We start from the raw sequence: 24,940 nt of genomic DNA, 5'->3' as shown, positions 1-24,940 counted from the left end.
GACCGATGTCCCGTGCATTTCAGCGCCTCTCGATCCCCGCATCAGCGGGCATCGGTCTTCGTTCACCTCACATCAGCGAGATGCTGACCCGCAGACCCTCCGCTGGCTGGCTCGAAGTGCATGCCGAGAACTACATGGGACACGGCGCCGGCGTCGAAGCGTTGGACCGGCTGCGCCAAATCTATCCGCTATCGGTTCATGGCGTTGGCCTCTCGCTGGGCAGCGCGCGAGGAGTGGACCGCGATCATCTGGAAAGGCTGCGCAAGGTCTGCGAGCGCTTCCAGCCCGATCTCGTCTCGGAACATCTTGCTTGGAGCGTGGCCGACGGCGCCTATCTGAACGACCTGTTGCCGCTGCGCTATGACGAAGAGGCGCTGGCGATCGTGGCGCGCAATGTCGAGACTGTCCAGGGCGCGCTGGGGCGGCAGGTGCTGATCGAAAATCTGTCTGCCTATGTCGCCTTTGTGGATTCCTCCATGAACGAGGCCGAATTCCTGGCCGAGCTCGTCGCGCGGACCGGCTGTGGCCTGCTGCTGGATGTCAACAATGTCCAGGTTTCGGCGCACAACCTCCAATATGATGCAAAAGCCTTCATCGATGCGCTGCCAGTAGAGGCTATCGGTGAGATCCATCTTGCCGGACATGCGACCAATCACGTCGGGACCGACACCGTGCTCATCGACGATCATGGCTCGCGCGTGCCACCGGTTGTCTGGGCGCTCTACCAGCATGCCATAAGTCGGCTTGGACCGCGCCCTACCCTGATCGAATGGGACACCGATGTTCCTGTTCTCGATGTGCTACTCGGCGAAGCGATGTGGGCCGACATGCTTTCCGCTTCGATCATGTTCAACCGCAAGCAGGCCGCGAGACAAACGGCGGCCGCAAAACCCCGACCACAGTCCACCCTCGTTTCCTTCGAAACCGAGGCAAGGACAGGCATGCCCGTGCTTGCGGCATTTGCCGTCGCCAAGGCCGGACAGGTCATGCCGTTAGCGTTGCCGCCAATTATACAGGGAGGATATCATGCTGCCGCTTGAAGACTTGCAGACCACCATGGCGCGCTCGGTGCTCTCCATGGAGCCGTTGGTCGCCGCAAAAATTTTGACCGCCGGCAAGGCCGATCCTTTGGCGCGCCTGCGTATCTACCAAAACAACACCCGCAGTTCGCTCACTTCGGTGCTGATGGCGATGTTTCCCGTCACGGTTCGCCTTGTCGATGAACGGTTCTTCCGTTTCGTAGCCAGCGAGTTCATTCGACGGCATCCGCCGGTGGAGTCGCGGCTGGCGCGTTATGGCGCCGGCTTCCCGCGCTTCCTGAAGACGATCGACACACTTTCCGACATGCCGATCGTGGCCGAAACGGCTCGGCTCGAATGGACCATCGCAGAAGCGCTCGACGCCGTTTGCCTGCCGTCGCGAACCCTGTCTGAATATGACAGCACCAATCTGGGACCCTCACCCGATATCCTGTTGCAGCCCTCCCTGCGGCTGATCGTTTCGCACTGGTCGATCCTGTCCGTTTGGACGGCGCACCAGCAAGAGGCGACGATCGACCAGCAGAGTGCCTGGATAAGGCGCCCTCAACGCGTGGCGTTGTGGCGGGCCGGGGATAATGTTCGTCTGGTTCTTCTCGATCGTGCGAATTTTGCGTTCCGGCATTCGTTGAAGCACGGCCTCGGCCTCGAACAGGCCATGGGCCGCGCCCTCGCTCTCGATCCGTCTTTCGATCTCGTGTCCGCGCTCGTGCGTCTGTTTGGCGACGAGCTCGTTACGGACGTGCGTATCCCGATACATCCCCTCTCAAACTGATGGAGACTGTCATGACCGCAATTTCAGATCATTCCTCGACTGGCCCAACTGGCCTTGTTGGTGTCTACAGGCGCATCATCAAATTGCCTGAAAGCATTCCATTCTCGCTGATCCAGCTCGCCGCCCGTATTGCGGTGGCGCATGTCTTCTGGCAATCGGCGCAGAGCAAGCTGGCGTCCTGGCCTGTGACGCTGCAGCTGTTCGCCAGCGAATACAACCTACCGTTCATCGATCCGTCGATTGCGGCGCCGCTGGCGACAGCTGCCGAAATCACCGGCTCGGTGCTGCTTTTGTTAGGGCTCTTTTCGCGCATCGGCGCTCTGATGCTGCTCGGTGTCGTATCGGTGATCCAGATCTTCGTATTTCCGGAGAATTGGGCCGAGCATCTTCTGTGGGCCTCGTTGCTCCTTCTGGTGCTGACACGTGGCGCCGGCGTGTTCTCCCTCGACCATGTCGCCGAGCGGGCTTTCTCGGCGTCCGGAAAGTGAACATTTCAATTGAGTAGCGAGGCACACGGTGCGCGTCTTCATCATTCATGCCCACCCCGAGCCCAACAGTTTCAACGGCGCCCTCACCCGCGCAGCACAAGAGGCGCTGTCTGCGGCAGGGCATCAGGTCGTCGTCTCCGATCTTTACGCCATGGGCTTCAATCCGGTGTCGGATCGCCGCAATTTTACGACCGTGCGCGACGCGAACTACTACCGACAGCAGGCCGAGGAGGCGAATGCGGCAGCCTTTGACGGATTTGCTGCCGACATCCAGGCGGAGATGGACAAGCTTTTCTGGTGCGACGCGCTGATCCTGCAGTTCCCGCTCTGGTGGTTCGGACTACCGGCAATCCTCAAGGGCTGGGTTGACCGAGTGTTCGCGTCAGGCGGCCGCATCTATGGCGGCGGCAAATGGTATGATCGCGGCGTTTTCGTAGGCAAGCGCGCAATGTGTTCCGTCACAATCGGCGGACCGCAGCCGATCTATTCCGACCGCGGACTAAACGGGCCTATCAATGAAATCCTGTTCCCAATCAACCACGGGATACTCTACTTTGTTGGCTTCACGGTGATCGAGCCATTCCTGGTGCATGCACCAGTTCGCATCAGCGGTGGCGAGCGCCGGATGCAGCTCGATCGTTACCGTGAGCGCGTCCTCAGCCTCGCATATGCCCCTACCATCGCGTATCCGAAGCTCGCGGACTTCGACGAGGCCTATGTTTTGAAATCGGCGTGACAGAAGCCTTGTCCTCACCGGCCTGGACGCCACACACGCGATTCCTGAGCTCGCACGTTTGTCTGATGCACCGGCGATTTGAGGTCCCACTCTTGTTGAGAATTTTCAGGTGGCGGTCACGTTGCTGTAAGCCCCGTAACAATCAGCCGACGCGGAGCGAACAACGAACGGTGCCGACTTCTCACACACCGCACATACAAGAAAGTTCGCAGGATGCGTTTCCGTCAACTTTTCTCAAGAACCACATTCTCCCCTTCAAGTGCTGCTGCCGGGTGGGCGCCGTTGCCGATAAGGTTGATCGTGGGATTTGGCTTCCTTGCCCATGGCTACGCCAAACTCAGCAGAGGGCCGGAAAGCTTTGGCGTCGCGCTTCACACACTGGGAGTTCCAGCGCCTCAATTTCTGGCATGGCTGACCACGCTGGTTGAACTTGTCGGCGGCGGTGCCGTGCTGGCGGGCGCATTTATTCCGATCGTCAGTGTGCCGATGGCGATCGTGCTCTTGACTGCATTGTTCACAGTCCATTCCCAATACGGATTCTTCTCCGTGAAGTTTGCCGAAGTGACAGCCACAGGGATCCGGTTCGGGCCTGTCGGCTACGAAATAATCCTGCTTTACCTGGGCGGCCTTGCAACGCTTGCAGTAGGTGGTCCCGGCCGTTTGTCGCTTGAGACAGTCTTGTCTCGGCCCAAGGGAATCGAGCGCGCGAGATGACCATCCTTGCCCAACCCCAGCACGATCTTTCTGCAATTGAAATCGACGCCATCGAAGACAGTATCTACGCCTACAACCGATATGCTGTTGGGCGCGATGACGCCCGGGGCCTTGGCTTTGTGATCCGCGACGAGGTCGGATGCATCGTCGGTGTCGCAACAGGATATTCCTGGGCAGGCACTTCCGAACTCAAACAGATGTGGATCGATAAGGCGTTTAGGGGACGCGGCTATGCGCGAGAGCTGTTGAACGCCTTCGCCGGCGAGGCCGCCGCTCGAGGTGTTCGGCGGATTTGGGTGCAGAGCCATGATTTCCAGGCGCCAGGACTGTATGAAAAAGCCGGTTTCGTGCGTGTAGCTGAGTTTGCAGATTGGCCCGAGGGACACTCCAACGTCATCCTCTGCAGAACCCTGGAGGCCACGACGGCAACTCCATGATCACCACTCGAATTGCGCAACAAGCTGACGCGGAAGCACTACCCGATATCGAACAGTCGGCTGGTGAGGCTTACCGTGAAATTGCAGACCTTGCCTGGATCGCCGATGACGACAACCAAACCGTCGAGCGGCACCGTGAACTCATGGCCAAGGGCACGTGCTGGGTCGCGGTGGGCCACGACGACCGGCCGGTCGCGTTCCTGAGCGCGGAAATCCAGGAAGACACATTGCACGTCTGGGAACTTGCCGTTCGCCTGGAACGGCAACGCTCGGGTATCGGACGCGCCTTGCTTGAGAATGCAATCACGAATGCGCGGGGCCGCGGCCTTGTCGCCCTCAGCTTAACCACGTTCCGCGACGTGATCTGGAACGCTCCATTTTACCAAAAGCTGGGCTTCCAGATGCTGGACGATGCGCAAGCGGGAGAGTGGCTTCGTCAGGTGCTGCGTCGAGAAGTCGAACACGGGATGCCAGCAAGCCGACGTTGTGCGATGCGCCTTGTTCTTTCCGAAGCTTGAGCGCCTTAGCATGAGGATTCGCATCCCTTTGACGCGATGAGCCAGGCGACCCTGAGGTAGCACATTCGCTCCGATGTTCTGCCGGCGTATAGGCCCGCTCTCTCTGAGAACTCCAAGGCATCGGTCACGTTCCTGTGAAGCTGTAACAGTCAATCGCTAAGGGGCGAATAGTGGACTGTTATGGCCAGGCCTTCCCCGGAGACGGGATATGGCTTGTCGCCCATGGCGAGTGTTTGGGATCGAGCTGGAGGAGAAAGCCGATGCTAGAGCGCAATCAGGAAAAACTGCCCGACCAGGAAAAGCTGGAGGCCCTGCTAGGAAGGATGGTCGGCGATCTCGGCGCCATCACCACCGGGGCGGCGGTCCTGCTGGGAGACAGGCTCGGCCTTTTCGCGGCAATGAGCGCGGGCGGCAAGATGACCGCCGCACAGCTCGCCAAAAGGACCGACACGCAGGAGCGGCTGGTCCGCGAATGGCTCTCCGCGCAGGCGGCGGCAGGCTATGTCGAATATGACGAGGTGGGCGACAGCTTCTACCTCAGCCCCGAGCAGGAGCAGGTCTTCGTCAACGAGGACAGCCCCGCCTTCATGGCCGGCGCCTTCGAGGTCGTCTCGGCGCTGTGGCTCGACGAGGAGAAGGTCAGACAGGCGTTTCGCTCCGGCAAGGGCCTCGGCTGGCACGACCACAGCGCCTGCCTGTTTCGTGGCACCGAGCGCTTCTTCCGGCCAGGCTACAACGCCAATCTTATCGGCTCCTGGCTGCCGGCGCTTGATGGTGTTGTCGAAAGGCTGCAGCGCGGCATAGACGTCGCCGATGTCGGCTGCGGCCATGGCGCCTCTACCGTGCTGATGGCCAAGGCCTTCCCGAAGTCGCGCTTTACCGGCTTCGACTATCACGCCCCGTCGATCGAGCGCGCCCGCGCCGCCGCGAGAGAGGTCGGCGTCGCCAGCAACACCAACTTCGAGGTTGCGGCGGCCAAGGATTTCCCAGGCACCTACGATCTCGTCGCATTCTTCGACTGCCTGCACGACATGGGCGATCCGGAGGGCGCTGCCAAGCATGTGCACAACGCGCTCAAGGCGGACGGCACCTGGATGATTGTCGAGCCCTTCGCCCACGACAAGCTCTCGGCCAACCTCAACCCGGTTGGTCGCATCTACTACGCCGCCTCGACCTTCATCTGCACGCCTGCGTCGCTCTCCCAGGAGGTCGGGCTGGCCCTCGGCGCCCAGGCCGGCGAGGCGAGGCTTCGCAAGGTCGTGTCGGGTGGCGGGTTCAAGCGGTTCCGCCGCGCCACCGAAACCCCGTTCAACATGGTTCTCGAGGCACGCCCGTAAGGCTGGCCAGGCAAGAGAGTCTTCGCAATCGATTGGAGGAAGGCATGACTGCTTACAACGTCGTTCGGTTCCGCACCAAGCCGGGCAAGGAACAGGCATTCATCGATGCACACAAGAAAGCGAGCCTCGACGCCACGGGCTTCCGAAAGGCCGCTCTGATCAAGACCGGCGACCGGACCTTCTGCGTCGTCGGTGAATGGAACGACTTGGACAGCCTCGCGACGGCACGGCCGCAGATGATCGGCCTTTTGGACACCATGCGAGACATGCTGGAGGATCTCGGCGGCGACCTCGGCGTGACCGATCCTGTCTCCGGAACGGTCGTCGCCGATATCAGGACCTGAAGGGGCCCAGCTGCGGCTTGTGTGCACCCCTCAACCATTAATGTGGGAGCCCGCCCATCAAAATCAGCGAGCGACGCACGAATTAGTGGAGTGCGCTCGGCCTTCGGCGTATAAATGGCCCTTAGTTTCGGGGAGGAAGCGCCATGGACGCAGTGCCTCAATGGCGGCTCGCGGGCGACTGGTTCGACATCTGCAGCTGCGACATCCCTTGCCCTTGTGAGTTCGCCCAGCGGCCAACCGGCAATCACTGCCAGGGCGTGCTCGCCTGGCATGTGCGCGAGGGCCAGTATGGCGAGGTGAAGCTCGACGGCCTGACGCTGGTGGCGCTCGGCGAGTTCGAAGGCAATCTATGGGCCGGCGAGGCAAAGGCCGTGATGGGCATGTATCTCGACGAGAAGGCTAATGAGCCGCAGCGCGAGGCACTGCAGATGATCTTCGGCGGCCACGCCGGCGGCTGGCCGGCAGGCTTTGCCGCCAATATCGGCGAGATGCGTGGCATGGAGTTCGTGCCAATCACTTTCGAGGTGGCGGGCGACCTGGCCACCTGGCGAGTCGAGATTACTGGCCTCGTCGTCGGCCGCGCTGAAGCGCTCTCCGGTCCTACAACACCGCCGGGCAAGCGGGTGCAGACAATCAACCCGCCCGGCTCGGAGGTCGGCCCGGGCCAGGTTGCCACCTGGGGGCGTTCTGTCGAGGTGACCACCAAGGGCTTCGGGCTCGACTGGACGGGCACGGCCCGCTCGAGCAAGCACATCCCATTCGACTGGACCGGCCCGAACTAGGGCGTGCCCCGATGCCTGACGCGTTCCCCAAGAAAACGTGGCGGCTCCGGAGTTTGCGTGGCATGCCGCTCAGCCTCCTCGCATCGCTCGTCGTGCTGACAGCGGCGGCGTGGGCGCTCACCCTCTACCAGACCATCAGCATGGCTATGCCCATGGGCATTGCGGTGCGCGGCGGGATGGAGGGTATGGAAGGCATGGCCGGCATGGCGATGGCCGGAATTGCGGCCGACGGCTGGTCACTCGCCGGCATCGCCGCCTTTCTCGCTGTATGGACTGTGATGATGGCGGCCATGATGCTGCCTGCTGCTGCGCCCATGATCTTTATGTTCGCGGCGGCGCAGGCGAGGCGCGGGCAGCAGGTGGCCGTCCCGACATGGATCTTCGTCGCGGGCTACATGCTCGTCTGGGCGTTGGCGGGCCTTCTGGTGTATGTCCTGGTCCAGTTCGGCAGCGAGTTTGCGACGAGCCTCAATCCGCCCCAGCGTTCGAAATGGGCACCGGTCGCGCTCGGTGCCACGCTTGGCGTCGCCGGGCTCTACCAATTCACGACCCTCAAGCACATTTGCCTCAGCCATTGCCGCTCGCCGCTCGCTTTCGTTGCGCAGCACTGGCGCGACGGGCGTGTTGGCGCGCTCAAGATGGGGCTGCGCCACGGTCTCTATTGCTTTGGCTGCTGCTGGGCACTGTTCGCCGTGCTGGTCGCAGCGGGCGTCATGAGCCTCGCCTGGATGCTGCTTTTGACGCTGGTCGTCTTCGTCGAGAAGCTGCTGCCCCGTGGCCGGCGCTTCGAAGGTAGTTTGGGGTTTGCGCTAGTGGCCCTCGGGATCGTTGTATCGCTCGGGGCAATCGATATGCCGTGGATGCACGGCTAGACGAGCAGGAGCATAAGCATCTCTGCTGTGACGGCAGACGCTTTCGACGGCAATCCATTCGCATCGCGCTGGTTTTTTAGTAGGCTGTCGCGAGGAAAGGTCGAGGATCCGGCGTGACGGAAGTCAACGATCGTCTTCTTGAAAGCAAGATGACCAAGGTGGAGCAGGCGCGAGCCTGGAGCTCACGCGTCATCTCGAAATTCGAGACGCTGATCAGGAGCGCTGATGACCACTCGCTCTATCGCGTTAATCCGCGGTCCTTTGCTCGCGACCGCGCAATCGCCGAGCCTGAAGCAATCGACCTATTCCTTCATGCCGCCCGCTGTGGCTTGTTTGACATGAGCTGGGATGTGCTCTGTCCCCAGTCCGGGATGGTGCTCGATAGTTTCGGCGCCCTGCGCACGCTAAAGACCCACTACGTCTGTGGCCTGTGCGACGTATCGGGCGACACCGACCTCGACGACTTCATCGAGGTCACCTTCTCGGTATCGCCGAAGTTACGGCGCCTGCCCTACCACGACCCCGAGACGCTCCCTGTCGAGGATTTTCACTGGAAGCTCCACTTCGGACATGACGGGCGGCTGCCGGGGCAAGACGTTCGCTTTCTTGACGTTCTGCGCGGCTTCGTTCGGGGCATGACGTTTCTGCCGCCCGGCACCACCACTGTGCTTCGCGCCGACCTGGGACCGGGCGCCCTTTCTGGCGTCAACGTCCAGACCCAGGCCGCATTCGCTGTGCCGATATCAGGCGATCCGGTGTCGGCTCCGACATGTCTGAAGATCGACTATGACGGCAAACGTTTCGTGCCGGCTTTGCCCACCGTGCCACCTGGCCCGATTGTCATTGAGGTCGCGAATAGGGGGATGGCGCGAGGTTCGTTGCTTGTCATCAACTGGCCGCCCGAGCTTGTCGCGCTGACCACCAAGCCGGCGCTCGATTTCGACCCTTATGTCTCCGGTGGAGCGCTGCTTGCGCGACAGACCTTCCGCCAGCTCTTCCGGTCCGAACGCGTCGACGAGAAGGAGGGGCTCGGCATCCGGCAGATCACCTTCCTGTTCACGGACCTCAAGGGTTCGACCGCCATGTATGAGCGCTTGGGTGACCTCAACGCCTATGCTTTGGTCCGCGAGCATTTCGCTCTGGTCAACGCGGTGGTTCAGCAACATTCCGGAGCGGTGGTCAAAACGATCGGGGACGCGGTGATGGCTGTATTCTCGCAGCCGTCGGATGCGATTTCGGCTGCACTCCACATCTTTGAAGAAATCGACCGCTTCAACGGCGACCATGACGGTCCGGGGATCATCCTCAAGATCGGTGCCCACTGTGGACCGTCGATCGCCGTGACACTCAACGACAACCTCGACTATTTCGGTCAGACCGTGAATGTCGCCGCGCGCGTGCAGTCCTTGGCAGAAGCCGGACAGATCTGCATTTCCGAGGCGCTCCATTCCGCGCCGGGTGTTAGCGACATGCTTGCCGGCCATCGCGTCGTTGCTTTTGACGCGCCTCTTCGGGGTATGCAGGGTGACGCAACTGTCTATCGCATCATGCGCGGATAGACACGATTGCGTGCCAACGCCATTTCGCACCGCTTAAGAACCGGAACTTAGGGCCTCTCAAGGTCTTGAGCGGTTCAATGGATAGGCCGGTGCTGTGCGAGGATTGAACTCCCGACCTTCGGTTTACAAAGCCGCTTTACATTCGGTCGAGTTATACGCTGCGGAGGTGGCTGGCGATTGCCGTGCATCATCCGACAGCAACGCTGCCCACTTCGATCTATGGGGTCGTTCATTCCAGATTGCTTCGTTAATCGCGCACCGGCATGACGCATCGCTCTCTTCAACGCCAGAGTTTATTCTAGCCCATGTTGTCCCAGTTCAGGCACCCTGCCCCGACCGCAGATCACCGCTCTGCAGTTGCAGACCGACGAAGTCGGCCGCCATCGCCTGATAATGCCTGCAGTCCGCGTGAACGACAGATCGCTGAGGCTTTTCGGATGGCAGGTTCCCGGCTATTTCCTTTAGGTCATCAAGGACCGACGCAATATGCGGCCAGGGAAAGTCTGTGGGGTCGTCGATGTCGCGATCTGCGCCGGCAATGATTTCAAGCTTGGCGACGATGCCAAAAAGCGACCGTGCCCGTATGTGCGGTAGTTTGTCTTGAAGCTTCAAAGCTGCGGTTGTGGCCTCGACCTCCGCCTGGCAGGCGATCGAATAGTCGACCTGCTTATCCACCGCTTCTGAGCCTCCAGCGTTGAGGAAACGCCTCTCTAGACGCTGTTGAAGTCGGCAAAGGACCTTAGAAACTTGCTGCGCCCGCGACCAATCTCGCAGCAGTAGAATTACTGCGTCTCCATCCCGGAACCGGTTCAACCCATTGGCAGTCTTGCCATTCGTGACGGGAGGCATAGTCGTGCTATGGTCGGAATCAGCCATGATCCGAGCTCCGCAAAGTTTAGGCGTGGTTAGGCTGTTGGAAGCGGACGCACCACTTCCAACGGTCGTTTCCTAAAACAAGCATATTTGCACTTTTTGTGCAACAGGGCATTTGAACAATGAAGGTAAGTGCGGCCCAAATTCGCGCGGCCCGTGGGCTTCTCGACATTTCTCAACAGGAACTGGCGGATTTATCCAAGGTAAGTGTGAGGACAATCGTGCAGTTCGAACGGGGTTCGAAATCCGCATCGGATTCCATTCTGCAGGCGCTGAAGCTATCACTCGAAGCCGCAGGGATAGAGTTCATTCCAGAGAATGGCGGCGGCCCTGGCGTTCGTCTGTCTCGCAATCAGAACTGACGCTCTTTTCGCCATGCAACGGGATCAGCGATCCATCGATTGACATCGGATTCTCTCCAACCCGCCCCGTTTATGCTGATCTTGATTTGAGCAGGGAACGTGCCTTCGGCGATCTTGCGATAGAGGGTTGAGCGGGACAGGCCGGTCCGGTCAAGGACGGTTCTGAGGCGTATGATGCGATCCGGCTCGGCCATAGCTCGTCTGCTTCTCAGTGGTTGCTGCCGGTATCTGCTGGGACAGACAGCGCGAACCAAAGCTGGACACAAGCAGCTTTGTCGCCTGACCCGCCTGTGGCGTGGAAACGGCGGCAAATCGGACAAGTTCAGATCCCAAGGCCACGGCCCCTGCCAATGCCATGACTGAATGCGAGTTCCGCACCAAGGCGCCGGCCAGAATCGCTGTAGATGCCAAGCTCGCGCTTGCGGTCGGCGAGTAGGGATTCAAGTTGAGGATCGCGTTCGAGGCTCTTGGCCATATCGGACATGGCGGTGCGCGTTGACTTGTAGCCGGACATGTCGCCGGCCTGGTATTGGTCCTGGCTTGTCCGGTGGAGCTTTTGCCAACGTTCCACGAACCGGTCGGCGCGGCGGCCGGGATCGATGTCCATCCCGGTACGGATTTCGGTTTCAAGCTGGAGAGCAATGACGACGCGGCTGACGCGGCCGGCGCCCGCCTCACGGACAAGCTCGGGGTTTTTCACATAAGCCGCTTCGGCATCGCGCCAGCCATGCGGCCGAACCTTCTCGAACGCGCTGCGGGCATCTCTCAGTTCGCGCATCTGCTCGGGATTACCCTGGCCATCCGCGTTTCCACTGCTGAGGATAGCGTCGAGGGCACGCGCGTGACGCACAAGCGCCTTGGTGCGAGCACTGCGCAAAGCCGCTTCCGCGTCCACTGGCACATTCGTGTCGCGCCGCATTCCGTTGGCTAGATTTCCTTTGCCGGGCGTCGGGCCAACATCTCCGATCTGCGCCCTAACATCTTCCCTTCCCGGCCTTCGCCCACCTTCCTGCATGGGCTCGACGTCGCCGGGCGAGCGGAACCCGTCCAGCAATCCGCCAATCCTGTCGCGCAGCTTCTCAGGAACGATCCGGCGCACGATCTCGACCACACGCTGTCGGAAGGTGATCCCGCGCCGCTCGGCATAGCTCTGCGCCGGGTCAATCTGCTCGTAATCCAACGCCATGTCCTTGGCGCGGTCGCGCGACAGAGTGCGGACGAGGCGTTCGCGGGTCGCGAAGTCATCACCGCCATAATGCAGTTCCATCCCTTCGCGATGCCGCGACAGTGCGACGTAGCTGCCATGTGCATCCATGCCCGGCGTGGCGAGCACATGGGTCCGGTCGACGGTCATGCCCTGCGCTTTGTGGATGGTCGCGGCATAGCCGAGGTCGATGTGGGCATAGTCTTTCAGGTCAAAGCGCACGGACCGACGGTCGTCGGTTCGGACCGTCATTGTTTGCGCGCTGACCTCATCGATCACGCCAAGCGTGCCGTTCTTGACGCCGAGCCCGCGCTCGTTGCGCAGGAACATTATGCGGTCGCCGCTGGCGAAGTTTCTTGCACCGCGTTCGACAGTCACTTGCACTTCGTCGCCGAGATCGCCGGCAGCGCGCATGCGATCGCGCGCTGCCTTGTTGAGCGCGCGCACTTCGTCGTTTGTGTGAGTTAGAATGATCCGACTTGCCTCTGGATTCGCCTGCCTGTCGCGATCCCAGCGCTCGACGAGTTCACCTCGCGCCTCATCGCGCGTTGCAGCCTGATGCACCATGCCTTGTGCGTCGTAGGCGCTGATCGCAGCATTGATCCTGCCTGCTGCCAGATCGCGCGTGGCATCGCGCTGCCAGTTCTCGCGCTGCCGGCGCACCTGGCCGATTTCGACACCGCCGTGGCGTTCGTGGATGGAACGGAATGCAGCACCGGCTTCGATTGCCTGCAACTGCTGCGGATCGCCGACGAGGACGATCTTTGCGCCAGCGTCCGCCGCATGGGAAAGCACGCGCTCCAACTGGCGCGTGCCGACCATGCCGGCCTCATCGATCACCAGGACATCGCGCCTGGTGAGAAGATCGCGACCCTGTCCCCAGCTATGTTCCATGCTGGCGATGGTGCGTGACGGGATGCCTGATCCGCCTTCGAGATTCTCGGCGGCAATGCCGGAGAGTGCGGCGCCTCGAACCTCGTAGCCCGCCGCTGCCCATGCCTGGCGCGCAACGCCCAGCATGGCGCTCTTGCCCGTTCCGGCAAGGCCGACAACAACACCAAGGCCGCGGCCGTCGGTGATGTGATCCAGTGCATCGGCTTGCTCGCCTGAGAGGACAAGCCCGCGCTGCTTGGCGGCCGCCAGAGCAGCCTCGCGATCTTGATCACTCACCGCATAGCGCACCTCCCCGGCCATGCGTTCTGCCGCGCGGTGAAGGCGCTGCTCGGTGTCGATCATCTGCCTTGTGGTGAAGCGGTCCTCGCCGCGTCCGTCCTTGCCGAGTTCGACCAGATCGGGTGCGTTGCTGATGGCTGCCATCACCGCGTTGAACTGCTCCATTCCATCGCTGTGGCGATGCGCGAACTTCGCGATGTCCTTTCGGGTGAAAGTCGATTGCTGATGCGTGATGGCATCGAGCGCCACGGATGGATCGGCAATAATGCGCGCACCATTGTTGCGCGCGATCTCGCGATGCAGTTCGGCGCGATCTGCTTCAATGTCACCAGCGTCAAGGCCACTGCCCTCGATGCGTTGAGCCGGTGCACCGATCTGGGTTTGTGGCTCCAGAGCTATGCCCTGTGCTTCCAGACTGCGATGATCGATGCGGGCGTCGATGTCGAGTTCGGCCAGGCGTTCATTGGCCAGCTCCGCCCATCGTTCGCGCCAGCGCTCAACCAGCTGGGTAGCATTCCAGTCTCGAACCTTGGCGCCAAAACCGTTCTCGTCCACGGACCGCATGGTGAGCATGACATGGGCATGCGGCTTGGGACTGCCATCCTCCGCCCTGTCCCAGTGCACATTGAGATCGGCGACCATGCCCTTGCTGACAAACTCGACTTGTACAAAGTCGCGCGCCAACTCGATGCCTTGCGCCTGGCTGAGTTCGCGTGGAAGGGCAAATTCCACCTCGCGGGCAAGCTGGGCATCCTTGCGTACTTCGAACGCCTCGACATCGTTCCACAGCCGTTCGCGGTCGCTCCAGGCTTCGGGTGCATCCTCCGGCAGCATCACCTCGGAATGGACGACACCGCGCTTGGCGCAGAAGTCGTGGCTGCGTTCGATCCGCTCATCACGCAGCCGCGAGGCGGAGCGGTAGGCCGCAGACGCCACAGCACTGCTCCCTGCCTTGCGGCCAATGACCTTGACGTGAAGATGATAGATCGCCATCGCGACAGGATCATTTACACGGCAAAGCGTACGTCGGCACGACGTATAAGCGCGCCCTCCCTCGAAAAATTCTCGGGATGGACCAGCCCGTCCCGGGCTGTCTCGGCAACCCTGAAGCCTTCCGGCAAGCTGTCGCCTATCATTGCCGCATCGCCAATCAATGGAGAGAACCATGCGCAAACCGCGAGACTTCGACGCCGAACTGAGGGCGCTGGAAGACAAAGCGCGAGAACTCAAAACGCGAAAGGTGCAGCAGCTTGGCGAGCTGGTGATCGCCACCGGCGCCGATCAGCTCAACACCGACGAACTGGCCGGCGCGCTGGTCGCAATCGCTGAAACGAAAGAGCCCGCAAAGCGTGAGGCATGGGCCAAGCGTGGGGTGATGCTTCTCGCGAGCCGGTCCCGGCGAACTGCTCCGGCATCTCAGCGCAACCCTCGCAGCGCTCAAGCGCAACCGGGCAGCGCTCAAACGCAGGCAGGCGGCACTGACTCGGCATGACATGCGCACGTGGCTGGTCGAGCGACGCCAGCGCACGCGACATCTGATCGAACTTGGCGGACTGGTCGTCAAGGCAGGCATCGTTGAGCTGACTGGCGACGATCGCGCCACGATATATGGCGCGCTGCTCTGGACAGCCGACAAATTGCAGAGCTCTGAAGGCGAGCATGCACGAGATCTTTGGGCCGCGAAGGGAAAGCAGGCATTCGATGCGGAACGGCATGAAGACCAAAAGAGGAGCGAATGTAGCGGTGGTCGGCAAGCGGCGTGCAATGCAAAGCCGTCCATTTGATCACACACGGTCACAACCGCCTCAGTACGAAATGGGCATTTTACACCGACGCGCAAACAGGGTGATGAAGGTATGCCACAAGTCACCGAGCCTGATTAGCGAACCAGCGTTGGCCGCCTCAACCTGAACTCGCGGCGGCGTTGGCCGTTGACTGATCCAATGCCAGCCGCAATCGCTCCATTTCCGGGCGACTGTGTTCGCGGGCGGCAAGGATCTGGGCTCTTGTCTGCTTGAGCTGCTCAAGACCGAGAACCAAGGCGCCTTGCAGCCGCTTGCGGTCGCCGAGAATGTCCTGGTCGATCTGCGCGATATCACGTGGATCGATCGCGCGTGAGGGATCGAAGACGAAGCGGGCTTCGACGGACTTTCGCCAATTCAACAACTTCTGCGCGGTTTTAGGTCCGAATCCGGGCACGCTGTAAAGCTTGTTTCTCTCGACATCGAGCGCTGTTTCGATGCCATACGACTCCAGGACCTGTTTCTTGCCCGGTCCTATGCTCTCGATCTTTGCCGATGAGATTTCAAAGTTATCTAGGAACCGGTGCAGTTGCGCCTGACGGCGGTTGCGCTCGAGCTCCGAGATCCTGGCTACCCGTTTGGAAGGCAAGATGTCCCATTCGCGCCTGAGCCCGGCGAGCACCGTTTTTTGCCTGTCGAAAGCATCCGGCCCGGCCCTCTGCATCCACGTTGTTTGCGCGTTTTTCCACTGGGCGGCGGCCTCGGCGGCGACGCGCCGGTATTCCGCAGCCTCACTGTCCCTGTTCAGCAGACCTCTCAGTCCCAGAAAGACTCCCAAGGCGATGCCCAGCACCCAGACCTGCGCCATCATCAAGCCGGCGACGCCGACCACTGCGGCCGCTATTCCTGCCCGGAAGTTGGTGCGGCGCGCGTGCCCCCTGAGCTTCAGGGCGTTGGGATCTGGTGTTACATTCTTTTCGGGAACGGTCGGCACCGGCCCGGGATGCGGGATGGCGTCCACCTGCCGCTGGAATCCGGCGATATCGAAAAGCGTAGCCCCGCCGGCGGGAACAACGGTTGAGAACAGCGGGACGCCGGTGGCGCCTTCCATTTTGCACCACGGGCATGGCGATGAGCCAAGTGACCAGTGGCTGGAATTGGAGGAGCACTGCTTGAGGTTCGCTTCTAATTCCGCCAGGGCAGCCACCCATTCCCGGGCCACCGGCCTGCCAGCCGACGTTCCCCTTTGCGAGAAGGCATCCTCAAACATTTTTGCAAGTCGTGGGCCGACGATGGCGAGTTCGGGGGAACTCGGAGGCCTCGCCATTCCGACCGCGGCGGCGTTCGCCCCGTAGGGAAAGCGGTACTCCTCGATCGCCTTCGAAATCGGCATGTCGCCGGTTCCTGCGTAGCGGCCGGCAAAGGGGTGTTTTCCCATGAACAGCAACAGGAACACCATCACGGCCAAACCGAAATTGTCGTGATTTGGCGTCCTCACGATTCCCGAAAACGATCTGCCCTGCAGCTCCGGCGGTGTGAAGGTCTCGATTCCCACCTCGCAAAGATATTGCTGCCCCAGATAGGAGACCTGGAAACTGTCGCAGTCGATCAGGCGCACGGTAGCGTCCTGCGCCACGAGCACACCGCCGTGATTCACATCGCCGATGACGCATGCGTTGTCGTGAACAGCCGCAAATGCCCGGGCGGTGTTTGCCGCCACACGTGCCAGAAATCGCCAATCAACCCGCTGAAAGTCCGTTCTGCGGCTTTTGGGGCTGTAGAGCTGATGGATGCTCTTGCGACCGCTGATCTTTGGCATGATCAGCCCGATGGGCTTGCTGTCCTTGGAGCAGACCAGCCCCGTCGGCCAGGCCGTCAGCTTTTCGAGTGAATCGGTCTTGATCTTGCCCATGGCCCGGATCTTGTCGATCCTCTGCTGCTCGAGCGGCCGGTGGTAGATTTTGGCGACATGGTTCTTGTGTGCAGCCAGGTCGTAGACGGCGCCCTCGCCGCCTTGGCCGACGATCTCGCCAAGTTTGAGGGCTTCCCCTCGCAGGGTGAACACCTCGCGGACCTTCGCGTTCATTTTGCGGCCACCATCGCTTCAGCATGCGATCTCGTAGCCAGGATCAACGACTTGTCATCATCGGTCCTCTCGCAGATCTGCGGCGACAACAGATAAGCCTTCAGTCCATCCGAAAGTGTAGAGTCTTCGCCCGCCACTGCCGATCGTCTGACCGCCGGGAACATCGCATCGAAGAAAGGCTGATGGACGCTGCGCGAGGCCTGGTGCAAGACGAGGTTCTCGATACCGTCCGAGAACAACGCGACCTCGTCAATGCGCCGGGGCGCGAACTCGAATTCGAGGACATCCGCGACATTTGACGACGTGACGAAGTTGGTCGTGTTGGCAAACTCGCCGTGCTGCGGCCAGAACACGTAGGACCATCCGTCTTCACTGCCGTGCGAAACAACCATTGCGCCGTCGCCTACCTGGAAGAACACGGTGCTTGTAGGTCCGAGGACGGCAACCAGCAACGTGCATGCATACTCACGCACCTCATGCCCGAGTGCGCGCGCATGAGCGGCGATGCGCTGGGCAATTTCGGCCACCCAGCCCAACGCTTTTGGCCGGTCGATCTGATCGAGCGCACCGTTCTCTGCGAAATGCACGAAAATGAGCTCCAGCAGGTTCTGCCCGGCCAGCCAAGACCCAACCTCCGAGTGCGCCGCACTGCCAGCGCCGTCGCAGACAGCGGCCGCGAGGATTGGACCTTCCCTGCCCTCGATCAGGGCATGGACCGAATTATCCTGACAGGGCTTGCCGGCCGTGACATGCGAAGTGCCGATGGCGCTAGCCGACGCTATGCGCCAAGACATCACACCTCAGCCCAACCTGCGGGAGATTGGAGCGCCACGGTCTGTCCGACCTGCGACTGCGAGACGCCTGACAGCGATGCGGAGAGCCATGAGAACAGCTCGCGGAATTTGAGGCCACTTAGCTTCAGCGGCTGGCGTGTGGAGAGCTTGGCAAGGATGTCCATGTTGGCACCCTCGACGCCAACGGCGAAGAACGAAAATGCCTTTGCCGCCTCGCCGGATTTGACCGCGTGTTCGGCAGCAACGACGCTGTCCGTGGGGGCACCGTCCGTCATCAGAAAGACCCAAGGGCGATAATAGGAGATGCCGTTCGCACGGTACTCATCTTTGCGACGTCGCAACATCTCAAGGCCTTGCTCGATCGCCGCACCCATTGGGGTGTCGCCGCTGGTTACCAGAGTACTCGGCGTAAACAGGTCAGCGGTCTGGAACGGTGCGACGATGTTGACCGGTCCGAAGCTGACGATGGCGACCTCGACGCGTTTCATCGCCAGGCTGTCCGCCGCGAGCTCGTCCTTAAAGGCAACAAGTCCCTGGTTCAGCGCGTCGATCGGCGCTCCGTTCATCGAATAGGACGTGTCGAGCAGAAGGAGGCATGGACAGCGAGGTTCGGGGTTATCCGCGAACTCTGCAGCTCCAAACGGTATCTGATCAAACTGGTTGGACATTTTACTCGCCTTTTCGCTGAAATATCGCTTCCCGCAAGCCCGCGTCTTCCGGCATTCGGCAGGTAGCGTCCAAAAATTATTGAAACCGGAATTGCAAAGCGCATCGATGCGCTTGCCCGCCCCCAGTTCTCAATCCCCTTCCCTATCTACAGACGCTCGGTTTCTGCTGTCAATTGACTTGAGATTTAGCCACCCAAAAGTCGATTCGACTTTCGCGGACTGCTCTGTTTTGTATTGTGCAGGGAGGGTGAAATGGTCAGCCAACAACGGATCGGCTGGGGCATCGCGGTTTTCTGCGCGATCGGGTGGGCCATGTCGAGCATCGACGCCCAATCGCCACCACCCGCCCCGCCCGTGGTACCCGCGGCAACCACCACCGCGGCGCCTCAGGCACAGCCGAACAACAGCTCGATTGCCTATGCAAAGCCCGACGCGGTGGCTGCCCAGAAGCCCAACCCCACCACGTTGGTTCGCTGGCTGTACACCACCAAAAACGTCCGTGTCAGGGTCGCGCCGGACACCGGCGCGCGTATCATCACCACGCTTCCGCAGGGCGACCTGGTCCAGACCAATGGTCAACAAGGTAACTGGTACAATGTGACGGTCTCCGCACGGATCGGATGGATCCATGGCGACTACCTCAGCGAGGCGAAGCCGGTCGAGCTGACTTCGACCATACCGGTCGCGCCAGCGGCTGTATCAGATGACGGTACCGTTTCGGAGCATGCTTCGGGCGATCCTGTCAGAGACCCCGTGGTCGGCAGATGCGACTGCCCATACGACCTGATGCGCAATGGGCGTTTGTGCGGGGGCCGGAGCGCTTACAGCAGGCCAGGCGGCAGAAGCCCGGTCTGCTACTGGTAGAAGGGCTGCGCCGCCAGCAGCGAGCGGTTGATCCACCCGAATGTGGCTCCGTCCTTGCTAACCCGGGCCCAGCGACCATTGATTTCGACCACCGTCAGAGCGGTGCCGGCCGGCACCTGCCTCACCACGGTGCCGCCCATGGAAGGATCCGAACGGATATTCGCGGTCCTGGTCACGACTGCCGTTGGGAATTGCTCGCTCTGCGGCTGCTCGACCGCTGCCGAGGAACCCAGATCGGTTCCCGATGAAGTGCTTGGCGGTTTCTGATCACCAGCGGAGGTGGGCCAGCTATCGCCAACGGGAGTGTCTTGCTGAACCGGCGCTTTGGCTGCTTCCACAAATGGCGGCAGATTCGAAGGGCTGATGTCGCGTCTTACCGGCCGCAGCGGTTGGGTCTGTCCTGGTTCCTGGCGGACGGTTCGGGGTGCCAATGTCAAGCTTGGCGCAGCGCCGGATTTTGTGTCGGAATTCTGGGCCAGCAAGGCCGCCCCCACACCGACGACGGCTATAGCAAGCAAGGACACTTGCGCCACCCTGCTTCCCCTGGCGGCGTGGTAGATCAGGGCCACGAGTGCTGCGATTAATAAACCCAGAAAAAGAGCTGATTTACCGCTGCGCTTGGAAGAATAGGACATGCCCGAACCGGGCAGACCGACCGTGCTCTGAATGCCGCCTCGGCCCATGTTCAACGTGGAGCCGGGCTTGCCAAAGGAGGTACTACTGAGCCCTTTCCCGGTGACGTTTAGGCGAACGCCGGGAATGAGCCTCAATGACTTTCTGTATCTAAACCCCACTGCGCCCCCGCCAGTGCTGTGCAGGCTGCACGTTTAACTTTGCTATTCTCGCGAAGCAACTTCCGTCTGCACCGGAGTCGGCGCTGTGCATAGTGTGATCGTTGCAGGTCTCTCCTTCGGAGACCACGTCTAGTTGCCGGCGCTTTTAATTCCGGACGCGACAGCCGAATTGTCTGATGATTGCGTTACGCTGCTTAGTAGCGTGCACATAATCTCCTTGCTCCGGAAATTGAATCCAAAACACGACTTTTCATTCACGCATTGTAAAATGCAGTCGGGATACCTGAGTTGTCCCGTCCAATAGATGGTTCCAGAAACTTCAGTGTTCTTTGCAAACACAAGGTTTGAATAATGGAGATTGCTCTCAACAACTTTCTTCGCAGCCATCAGCGAATCTTCGCTCTTTACAAGAATGGACGCGTCACCCTTCATGAAACACGCTTGGTATTTGGTATTATACGTCACTGCCAAACACGTAAAATCGCGATCGCAAGCGCTCTGGCATTGCTCGGCAGTAACGCCACGGATGGGCATGTTGGGTAGGTCATTTCCAATCGCGTCCCATCCCGAAACGACGACAAAGCCGGTATCAGGATCGGTCCCTGTCGTCATGACCGGGGGCTGGGGGGATAAGTCGCCCACTTCTCGACGAGGATCGGTTGTAAAATCCGAGGCTGCAAAAGTACGACCATCGAGCCACGCACAATTCGTTGCCAGCTGGATTGCCGTAGAATCTGTTAAACCGACCTGTGCCAAGGTCTCGCGTGCAGATATGGGTGAGACAGGCTGCGTTTCTGGACCCACCCTATTTGCCAGTTGAACGTTTACGTCAACGCCATTGACCATCCGATGCGAGTAGCACCACGCCGTGTCCCAAGAGCTGTCTTTCTCATCCTTGAAATGATGGCCTGAAATCAACTCCCATTTGTCTCCCTGGAAGTCGATCGTCTTCGTGGCGAACTTTGTGAAGTCCACGGTGACGACGTCAGGATCCTTTGGAGGCACTGGCGGGGTCGGCACTTGCGTGGGCCGTGGAGTAGGCAGTGGGATGGAAGGCTTATCTGCTCTGGTATCTGCGGGCTTGGCAGGCACTTCTACGCGCGGAATGTTCGGTTCTGGGATTGTGGGGCTCTTCTGCCAAAGTCCAAGCTTCATGCCAAAGCCGATCCCAATTGCTGCAACAGCAATTGCACCTCCGGTCGCAATCCGACGCAATGCAGCCGCTTTGGAGATTTTCTCCTGAGCTGCGGCCTCGGCCTGTAGCATCGGTATGGCAGAGCGCTTTACGACTAGGCCAACCGCCTGCTCGAGAAGGGCGGTGTTATGCCGGACGAGCATTGCCCTGCCCCTTCATAGATAAACTCACCAGATCGGCAACATCTGGCGGCAGCTCCTTTTTCAGAGCCGTTCGAAGCACCTCCGGATCATCGGTAAACAGCGGAACATAGAGTATCTCTTTGACGACCTTTTCAATCTCGACGGGGACCTCGACGCGCTTCTCGACTTCCGTCTCGACGACCTTCTCGACCGGCACCTCGATCGTGCGAATGCGGCGCCACCGCCAACTCAAGAGCATGCGGCGAATGAGTGACGACAGCCGGCTATGGGACTGAACTTCGCCGCGAGCGGCTATTCGTTGAAGAGCGAGCGCCACCATCGCTGTGATCGGCCCGGCCAGCGCCGCGATCACTGCAAGCGAACTAAACCAAATGACTGAGATCACGCCTGCCTGTTCCGGAGTCACCTGCTCTGGCTTTGCACCGTACCATCTTGCCGCGATGCGCCTGACCTGATCGGTGCGCGCCATTGGAATCCGCTCCTTCTCGAGGGCCGCGAGTTCCTTGGCTATTTGATCCTGCCTAACCTGATTTTGCGCGGCCACGGTCGCCTTGTTGGCTTCAGCGCCTTGGGCATCGGCTAGCCTTTTGCCCGCCTCGTCAAGTCGTTTCTGCCAACTAGCGGCGTCTGCATCGCGTATCTGCTCCAGATTCGATCGCCGATCTGTAAGCTTTTGCCGCTGGTCGGCAGTCATCGGCGGACTGCTTGCGCGTTGTCGATCAAAATCCGATCGAAGTGCAGCTATTTCCTGATCCAATGGATCTATTTGAGCGTCGAATTTGGCGCCGATTTTGGACCTTGGATTTGCCAGCTTGGCGACCTCATCCTCCAACTTACGAGCTGAATCGCTGTCGCCTGAGTCTCGCGCCATCTTGATGCGCTGGACGAAGCTGTCACGCTGGCCTTCAAATTGGGTTACAGCGTCTCTTATCTCGGCATCACGCTGCTCAATCAGGGAAGATCGAACCGTGTTCTTTTCTTCGATCTGGTCTCGAACACGGGATGCCTCCGGAGTAAGAGCTGTTGCCCCCTGCAGTTCAGCGTCAACCTCCGCAATTTGTGTCTGGAAGCCAGCACGGGACTTCTCGGCAAGGGTGGTCATCTCCTCAAATTCGGCGCGAGCCTGGTCAACCTGATCGGCTTTTCTGCCGAGTTCATCTACCGAGGCAAGTTTCGAAGCTTCCTGCTCGAGCGCATCAATCTTGTTCACCAAATCTTCGTAGCGAAGCTGACGAAGGGCGCCTGCACGCTCCATCCCCATAAAAACGGTCTCGAACGTGATACCTGCGAGGATTAATAGGAAGACGAGCACTATCGGCTTCCAAACCCAAGACACGCTGAAAAGCAGAGTTGCAATTGGGATTTTGGTGAGTTCCGCAATGGCGACCATCAGAAATGGTGCACTTGCAAGAGTTAGGTCCATCGCAGTGACAGACTCGCTCGCTGCGAAAGCTTGATAGCCAAGAGCCACACCGGTCATAAGACCGATTGTCGCCGCTGCGAGCTCAAGCGCCCATGCCCCTCTATAGGTCCATTGCCCATAGGTTGCGAGCTTTTGGCTCATCGTTGTTTGCATATTACGCCCCCGATCCGCCAAACCCACACGCACGGATCTGATGGCATTACACCGAAAAGTAACTATGTCCGCAACTGTTCTGAGCCGGCAATCGGCAAATATCCCGGGGCGTAGTTAAGGCCGGGGCGATTTTCATTCCGACTATACCAAGACCAGATGACTCATCGCCGATTCCGCCATCTGTCTCGGATCAGTATTGATTGGGCAGATCGGCTCGCACGCAGCAAAACCAAATATGTTGCCTCCCTATCGGAGCGTGAAACAAAATTAGCACCGCCGCGCTCGTACGCTCCTAGAAGAACCGCCTCGCGCACATATTTCTGCAAACGCAATCCACGTCGACCACCTCACGCTCACAGATTTTTCAATCCTCAATTAACAGACCCGCGAGTTACCGTATGGGCTTGGCGATGACTGAGCGGTTGAAGGAAACGCCTGAGAGTGATGTCTCAGATCGAAATTGAAGTGCTCGCCAACCGGCGATAAATCCTGAGTCGCACAATTATTGTTGTTCGGCAGATTCGACAACAAAATGCAAAACGTGCATGATCTAGCTTGGTGTCGGGGGATACCTTCATGCATTGGCGTTGGATTTCGGGCGCAATATTTGCGGCATTTATCTCAGGCTGCACTACTGACTATTTGAATAATTATGACACCGTGACGCTCGCAGCCGGCGATTCGAACCACGCCAACCAGCTTTTGCAGGCCGTCGATCCGTTCAATCCGAATAGCCAAAACACGCACATTCAAAGTGACGGGCAACGCGTGGCGGGTGTCGTCCAACGCTTTCGCGGAACAACCTTAGTGCCCCCGGCGCGGAACGGCATTGTTGTCAACGTCGGGAACGACGGTGAGCATCCGTGCGATCTAAGGACGCAAGTCGATAGCATAGGGAGAAGTTGCGGCGAACGTTCCGCCGAAGCGAAAGATGGCGGTCGAACCGGACACGAAGCGGGCAACTAGCCGTATGGCGAAGTCAACTCAATACAAGATGAAGCAGTCGCGCCCGCCTCGCGGTCAACGGCTCTTCCGTGTTCCTATTTCGATAGCCGCAATTTTCGTCGGTCTTGCAGCCGCTGCTAGCTTCGTCAGCGCTGACCGCTTGAATTTGGATAGGGTTCCAATACTCGGCACCATGAACGACCCCGGCCCGATAGCCGGAACCGCATCGGTTGTTGACGGCGACACGATCGAAGTGCACGGCCAACGCATCCGCTTCAACGGGATCGACGCCCCGGAGAGCCGCCAGAATTGCAACGACGCAAAGGGTTTCGAATATCCCTGCGGGCGGCGTTCTGCCGAGGCGCTCGACGGGTTTCTAGCGGCCTCCAGGCCCGTCAAGTGCTCATTTGTTACATGGGATCGCTATGGGCGTTATGTCGGCGACTGCCGACGTGCGGACGGAGCAAGCGTAGCCGCCTGGATGGTCGAACACGGCCAAGCGCTCGATTGGCCAAAATACAGCAATGGTGCTTTTTCATCGCAACAGGCGAAGGCAAAGGCGTCGAAAGTCGGCTTGTGGGTAGGATCATTTCAAACACCTTGGGACTGGCGAGTACAGCAAATTGGCGATGGGCAAACAACGTCTGCACCGGTCTTCGCGTTCGGCAGCGGCAACGCCGACTGCAACATCAAGGGCAACATTTCCGTGGACGGCAACCGTATTTATCACGTTCCGGGACAAAAATATTACAGCGTAACCATCATCAACCAAGCCAAAGGCGAACGGTGGTTCTGCTCAGAAGCGGACGCCGTGGCGGCCGGCTGGCGACGGTCGAAACGATAACCAAGGGACATTTATGGTTCATACAACCGGAGCCAAGTCGACTGCGACGGCAACCCTTTGTAGATTGATGTTGAACGC

Annotated in this window: 27 protein-coding genes; 18 read left to right on the top strand and 9 right to left on the bottom strand. The window is 60.0% G+C overall.

Features of this window, described 5'->3' with window-relative positions:
• Nucleotides 1–5 precede the first annotated feature (5 nt).
• From bufB to JG747_RS21150, 12 genes are all read left to right on the top strand, one after another.
• Nucleotides 6–1,040, top strand: coding sequence for an MNIO family bufferin maturase (gene bufB / locus JG747_RS21205; protein ID WP_202359982.1), 1,035 nt, complete (start codon nucleotides 6–8; stop codon nucleotides 1,038–1,040).
• Nucleotides 1,027–1,812 carry an HvfC/BufC N-terminal domain-containing protein gene (locus tag JG747_RS21200; RefSeq protein ID WP_202359981.1) on the top strand — a complete coding sequence of 262 codons (786 nt, stop codon included), beginning with the start codon at nucleotides 1,027–1,029 and terminating at the stop codon, nucleotides 1,810–1,812. The genes bufB and JG747_RS21200 overlap by 14 nt, the downstream gene beginning before the upstream one ends.
• A gap of 11 nt (nucleotides 1,813–1,823) precedes the next feature.
• A complete protein-coding gene (locus tag JG747_RS21195) occupies nucleotides 1,824–2,300 on the top strand; it encodes a DoxX family protein (RefSeq protein WP_202359980.1) in 477 nt (158 codons plus the stop codon).
• 28 nt (nucleotides 2,301–2,328) lie between these two features.
• Nucleotides 2,329–3,036: an NAD(P)H-dependent oxidoreductase gene (locus JG747_RS21190; RefSeq protein WP_096454034.1), complete on the top strand. Its 708-nt coding sequence runs from the start codon at nucleotides 2,329–2,331 to the stop codon at nucleotides 3,034–3,036.
• A gap of 213 nt (nucleotides 3,037–3,249) precedes the next feature.
• Nucleotides 3,250–3,750, top strand: coding sequence for a DoxX family protein (locus JG747_RS21185; RefSeq protein ID WP_202359979.1), 501 nt, complete (start codon nucleotides 3,250–3,252; stop codon nucleotides 3,748–3,750).
• Nucleotides 3,747–4,187, top strand: coding sequence for a GNAT family N-acetyltransferase (locus tag JG747_RS21180; RefSeq protein ID WP_202359978.1), 441 nt, complete (start codon nucleotides 3,747–3,749; stop codon nucleotides 4,185–4,187). The genes JG747_RS21185 and JG747_RS21180 overlap by 4 nt, the downstream gene beginning before the upstream one ends.
• Nucleotides 4,184–4,705, top strand: coding sequence for a GNAT family N-acetyltransferase (locus JG747_RS21175; RefSeq protein ID WP_202359977.1), 522 nt, complete (start codon nucleotides 4,184–4,186; stop codon nucleotides 4,703–4,705). Before JG747_RS21180 ends, JG747_RS21175 begins: the two co-directional genes overlap by 4 nt.
• Nucleotides 4,706–4,965: 260 nt before the next feature.
• Nucleotides 4,966–6,042 carry a class I SAM-dependent methyltransferase gene (locus JG747_RS21170; protein WP_202359976.1) on the top strand — a complete coding sequence of 359 codons (1,077 nt, stop codon included), beginning with the start codon at nucleotides 4,966–4,968 and terminating at the stop codon, nucleotides 6,040–6,042.
• A gap of 44 nt (nucleotides 6,043–6,086) precedes the next feature.
• On the top strand, nucleotides 6,087–6,386 hold the full coding sequence (locus tag JG747_RS21165; RefSeq protein WP_096458601.1) for a putative quinol monooxygenase: 300 nt from the start codon (nucleotides 6,087–6,089) through the stop codon (nucleotides 6,384–6,386).
• A 143-nt stretch (nucleotides 6,387–6,529) separates the two neighbouring features.
• Nucleotides 6,530–7,168: a DUF1326 domain-containing protein gene (locus JG747_RS21160; RefSeq protein WP_096454028.1), complete on the top strand. Its 639-nt coding sequence runs from the start codon at nucleotides 6,530–6,532 to the stop codon at nucleotides 7,166–7,168.
• A 62-nt stretch (nucleotides 7,169–7,230) separates the two neighbouring features.
• Entirely contained in the window at nucleotides 7,231–8,040 is an 810-nt protein-coding gene (locus JG747_RS21155) for a DUF2182 domain-containing protein (RefSeq protein WP_244748177.1), read from the top strand.
• A 113-nt stretch (nucleotides 8,041–8,153) separates the two neighbouring features.
• Nucleotides 8,154–9,599 (top strand): adenylate/guanylate cyclase domain-containing protein, encoded by a 1,446-nt coding sequence (locus JG747_RS21150; protein ID WP_202359974.1) that lies wholly within the window; start codon nucleotides 8,154–8,156, stop codon nucleotides 9,597–9,599.
• 318 nt (nucleotides 9,600–9,917) lie between these two features.
• On the opposite strand, the gene JG747_RS21145 is transcribed toward JG747_RS21150, so the two are convergent.
• Nucleotides 9,918–10,475 (bottom strand): hypothetical protein, encoded by a 558-nt coding sequence (locus JG747_RS21145; protein WP_202359973.1) that lies wholly within the window; start codon nucleotides 10,473–10,475, stop codon nucleotides 9,918–9,920.
• Nucleotides 10,476–10,594: 119 nt separating this feature from the next.
• On the opposite strand from JG747_RS21145, the gene JG747_RS21140 reads away from it, so the two are divergent.
• Nucleotides 10,595–10,834 (top strand): helix-turn-helix domain-containing protein, encoded by a 240-nt coding sequence (locus tag JG747_RS21140; protein WP_202359972.1) that lies wholly within the window; start codon nucleotides 10,595–10,597, stop codon nucleotides 10,832–10,834.
• On the opposite strand, the gene JG747_RS21135 is transcribed toward JG747_RS21140, so the two are convergent.
• Together JG747_RS21135 and traA are read right to left on the bottom strand one after the other, a co-directional pair.
• Entirely contained in the window at nucleotides 10,825–11,028 is a 204-nt protein-coding gene (locus JG747_RS21135) for a helix-turn-helix transcriptional regulator (RefSeq protein WP_202359971.1), read from the bottom strand. The two genes, JG747_RS21140 and JG747_RS21135, sit on opposite strands and share 10 nt — an antisense overlap.
• Before the next feature lie 128 nt (nucleotides 11,029–11,156).
• Entirely contained in the window at nucleotides 11,157–14,204 is a 3,048-nt protein-coding gene (gene traA / locus JG747_RS21130) for a Ti-type conjugative transfer relaxase TraA (protein ID WP_202359970.1), read from the bottom strand.
• Nucleotides 14,205–14,376: 172 nt separating this feature from the next.
• On the opposite strand from traA, the gene JG747_RS21125 reads away from it, so the two are divergent.
• A complete protein-coding gene (locus JG747_RS21125) occupies nucleotides 14,377–14,703 on the top strand; it encodes a conjugal transfer protein TraD (RefSeq protein ID WP_202359969.1) in 327 nt (108 codons plus the stop codon).
• A 1-nt stretch (nucleotide 14,704) separates the two neighbouring features.
• On the top strand, nucleotides 14,705–14,995 hold the full coding sequence (locus JG747_RS21120; RefSeq protein WP_202359968.1) for a conjugal transfer protein TraD: 291 nt from the start codon (nucleotides 14,705–14,707) through the stop codon (nucleotides 14,993–14,995).
• Nucleotides 14,996–15,113: 118 nt separating this feature from the next.
• Here JG747_RS21120 and JG747_RS21115 read toward each other — a convergent pair whose 3' ends face one another.
• From JG747_RS21115 to JG747_RS21105, 3 genes are read right to left on the bottom strand one after another with little or no spacing between them, the layout of a single operon-like run.
• On the bottom strand, nucleotides 15,114–17,039 hold the full coding sequence (locus JG747_RS21115) for a helix-hairpin-helix domain-containing protein (protein ID WP_202359967.1): 1,926 nt from the start codon (nucleotides 17,037–17,039) through the stop codon (nucleotides 15,114–15,116).
• Nucleotides 17,036–17,833 carry a PP2C family serine/threonine-protein phosphatase gene (locus JG747_RS21110; RefSeq protein WP_202359966.1) on the bottom strand — a complete coding sequence of 266 codons (798 nt, stop codon included), beginning with the start codon at nucleotides 17,831–17,833 and terminating at the stop codon, nucleotides 17,036–17,038. The genes JG747_RS21115 and JG747_RS21110 overlap by 4 nt, the downstream gene beginning before the upstream one ends.
• Nucleotides 17,833–18,501: a vWA domain-containing protein gene (locus JG747_RS21105; RefSeq protein ID WP_202359965.1), complete on the bottom strand. Its 669-nt coding sequence runs from the start codon at nucleotides 18,499–18,501 to the stop codon at nucleotides 17,833–17,835. The genes JG747_RS21110 and JG747_RS21105 overlap by 1 nt, the downstream gene beginning before the upstream one ends.
• Nucleotides 18,502–18,753: 252 nt before the next feature.
• Between JG747_RS21105 and JG747_RS21100 the strand changes: the two genes are divergently transcribed.
• Nucleotides 18,754–19,365 carry an SH3 domain-containing protein gene (locus JG747_RS21100; RefSeq protein WP_202359964.1) on the top strand — a complete coding sequence of 204 codons (612 nt, stop codon included), beginning with the start codon at nucleotides 18,754–18,756 and terminating at the stop codon, nucleotides 19,363–19,365.
• Here JG747_RS21100 and JG747_RS21095 read toward each other — a convergent pair.
• The 3 genes from JG747_RS21095 to JG747_RS21085 all read right to left on the bottom strand — a co-directional run bounded on the left by JG747_RS21095 (nucleotide 19,356) and on the right by JG747_RS21085 (nucleotide 23,061).
• Nucleotides 19,356–20,135 carry a DUF4236 domain-containing protein gene (locus tag JG747_RS21095; protein WP_202359963.1) on the bottom strand — a complete coding sequence of 260 codons (780 nt, stop codon included), beginning with the start codon at nucleotides 20,133–20,135 and terminating at the stop codon, nucleotides 19,356–19,358. The genes JG747_RS21100 and JG747_RS21095 overlap by 10 nt on opposite strands.
• 153 nt (nucleotides 20,136–20,288) lie before the next feature.
• Nucleotides 20,289–21,497 carry a PAN domain-containing protein gene (locus JG747_RS21090; protein WP_202359962.1) on the bottom strand — a complete coding sequence of 403 codons (1,209 nt, stop codon included), beginning with the start codon at nucleotides 21,495–21,497 and terminating at the stop codon, nucleotides 20,289–20,291.
• Nucleotides 21,481–23,061, bottom strand: a complete 1,581-nt coding sequence (locus tag JG747_RS21085) for a hypothetical protein (protein WP_202359961.1) — start codon at nucleotides 23,059–23,061, stop codon at nucleotides 21,481–21,483. Before JG747_RS21085 ends, JG747_RS21090 begins: the two co-directional genes overlap by 17 nt.
• Nucleotides 23,062–23,649: 588 nt before the next feature.
• Here JG747_RS21085 and JG747_RS21080 point away from each other — a divergent pair.
• Complete coding sequence (locus JG747_RS21080; protein WP_202359960.1) at nucleotides 23,650–24,039, top strand: hypothetical protein; 390 nt, start codon at nucleotides 23,650–23,652, stop codon at nucleotides 24,037–24,039.
• Complete coding sequence (locus tag JG747_RS21075; protein ID WP_244748175.1) at nucleotides 24,005–24,862, top strand: thermonuclease family protein; 858 nt, start codon at nucleotides 24,005–24,007, stop codon at nucleotides 24,860–24,862. The genes JG747_RS21080 and JG747_RS21075 overlap by 35 nt, the downstream gene beginning before the upstream one ends.
• Nucleotides 24,863–24,940: the final 78 nt, after the last annotated feature.

It is taken from the genome of Mesorhizobium sp. 131-3-5, assembly GCF_016756575.1.
In the GTDB taxonomy this organism is placed as follows: Bacteria; Pseudomonadota; Alphaproteobacteria; order Rhizobiales; family Rhizobiaceae; genus Mesorhizobium; species Mesorhizobium jarvisii.
Note: the sequence above shows the minus strand (reverse complement) of the source record. Positions and strands in the feature narration are given on the sequence as shown.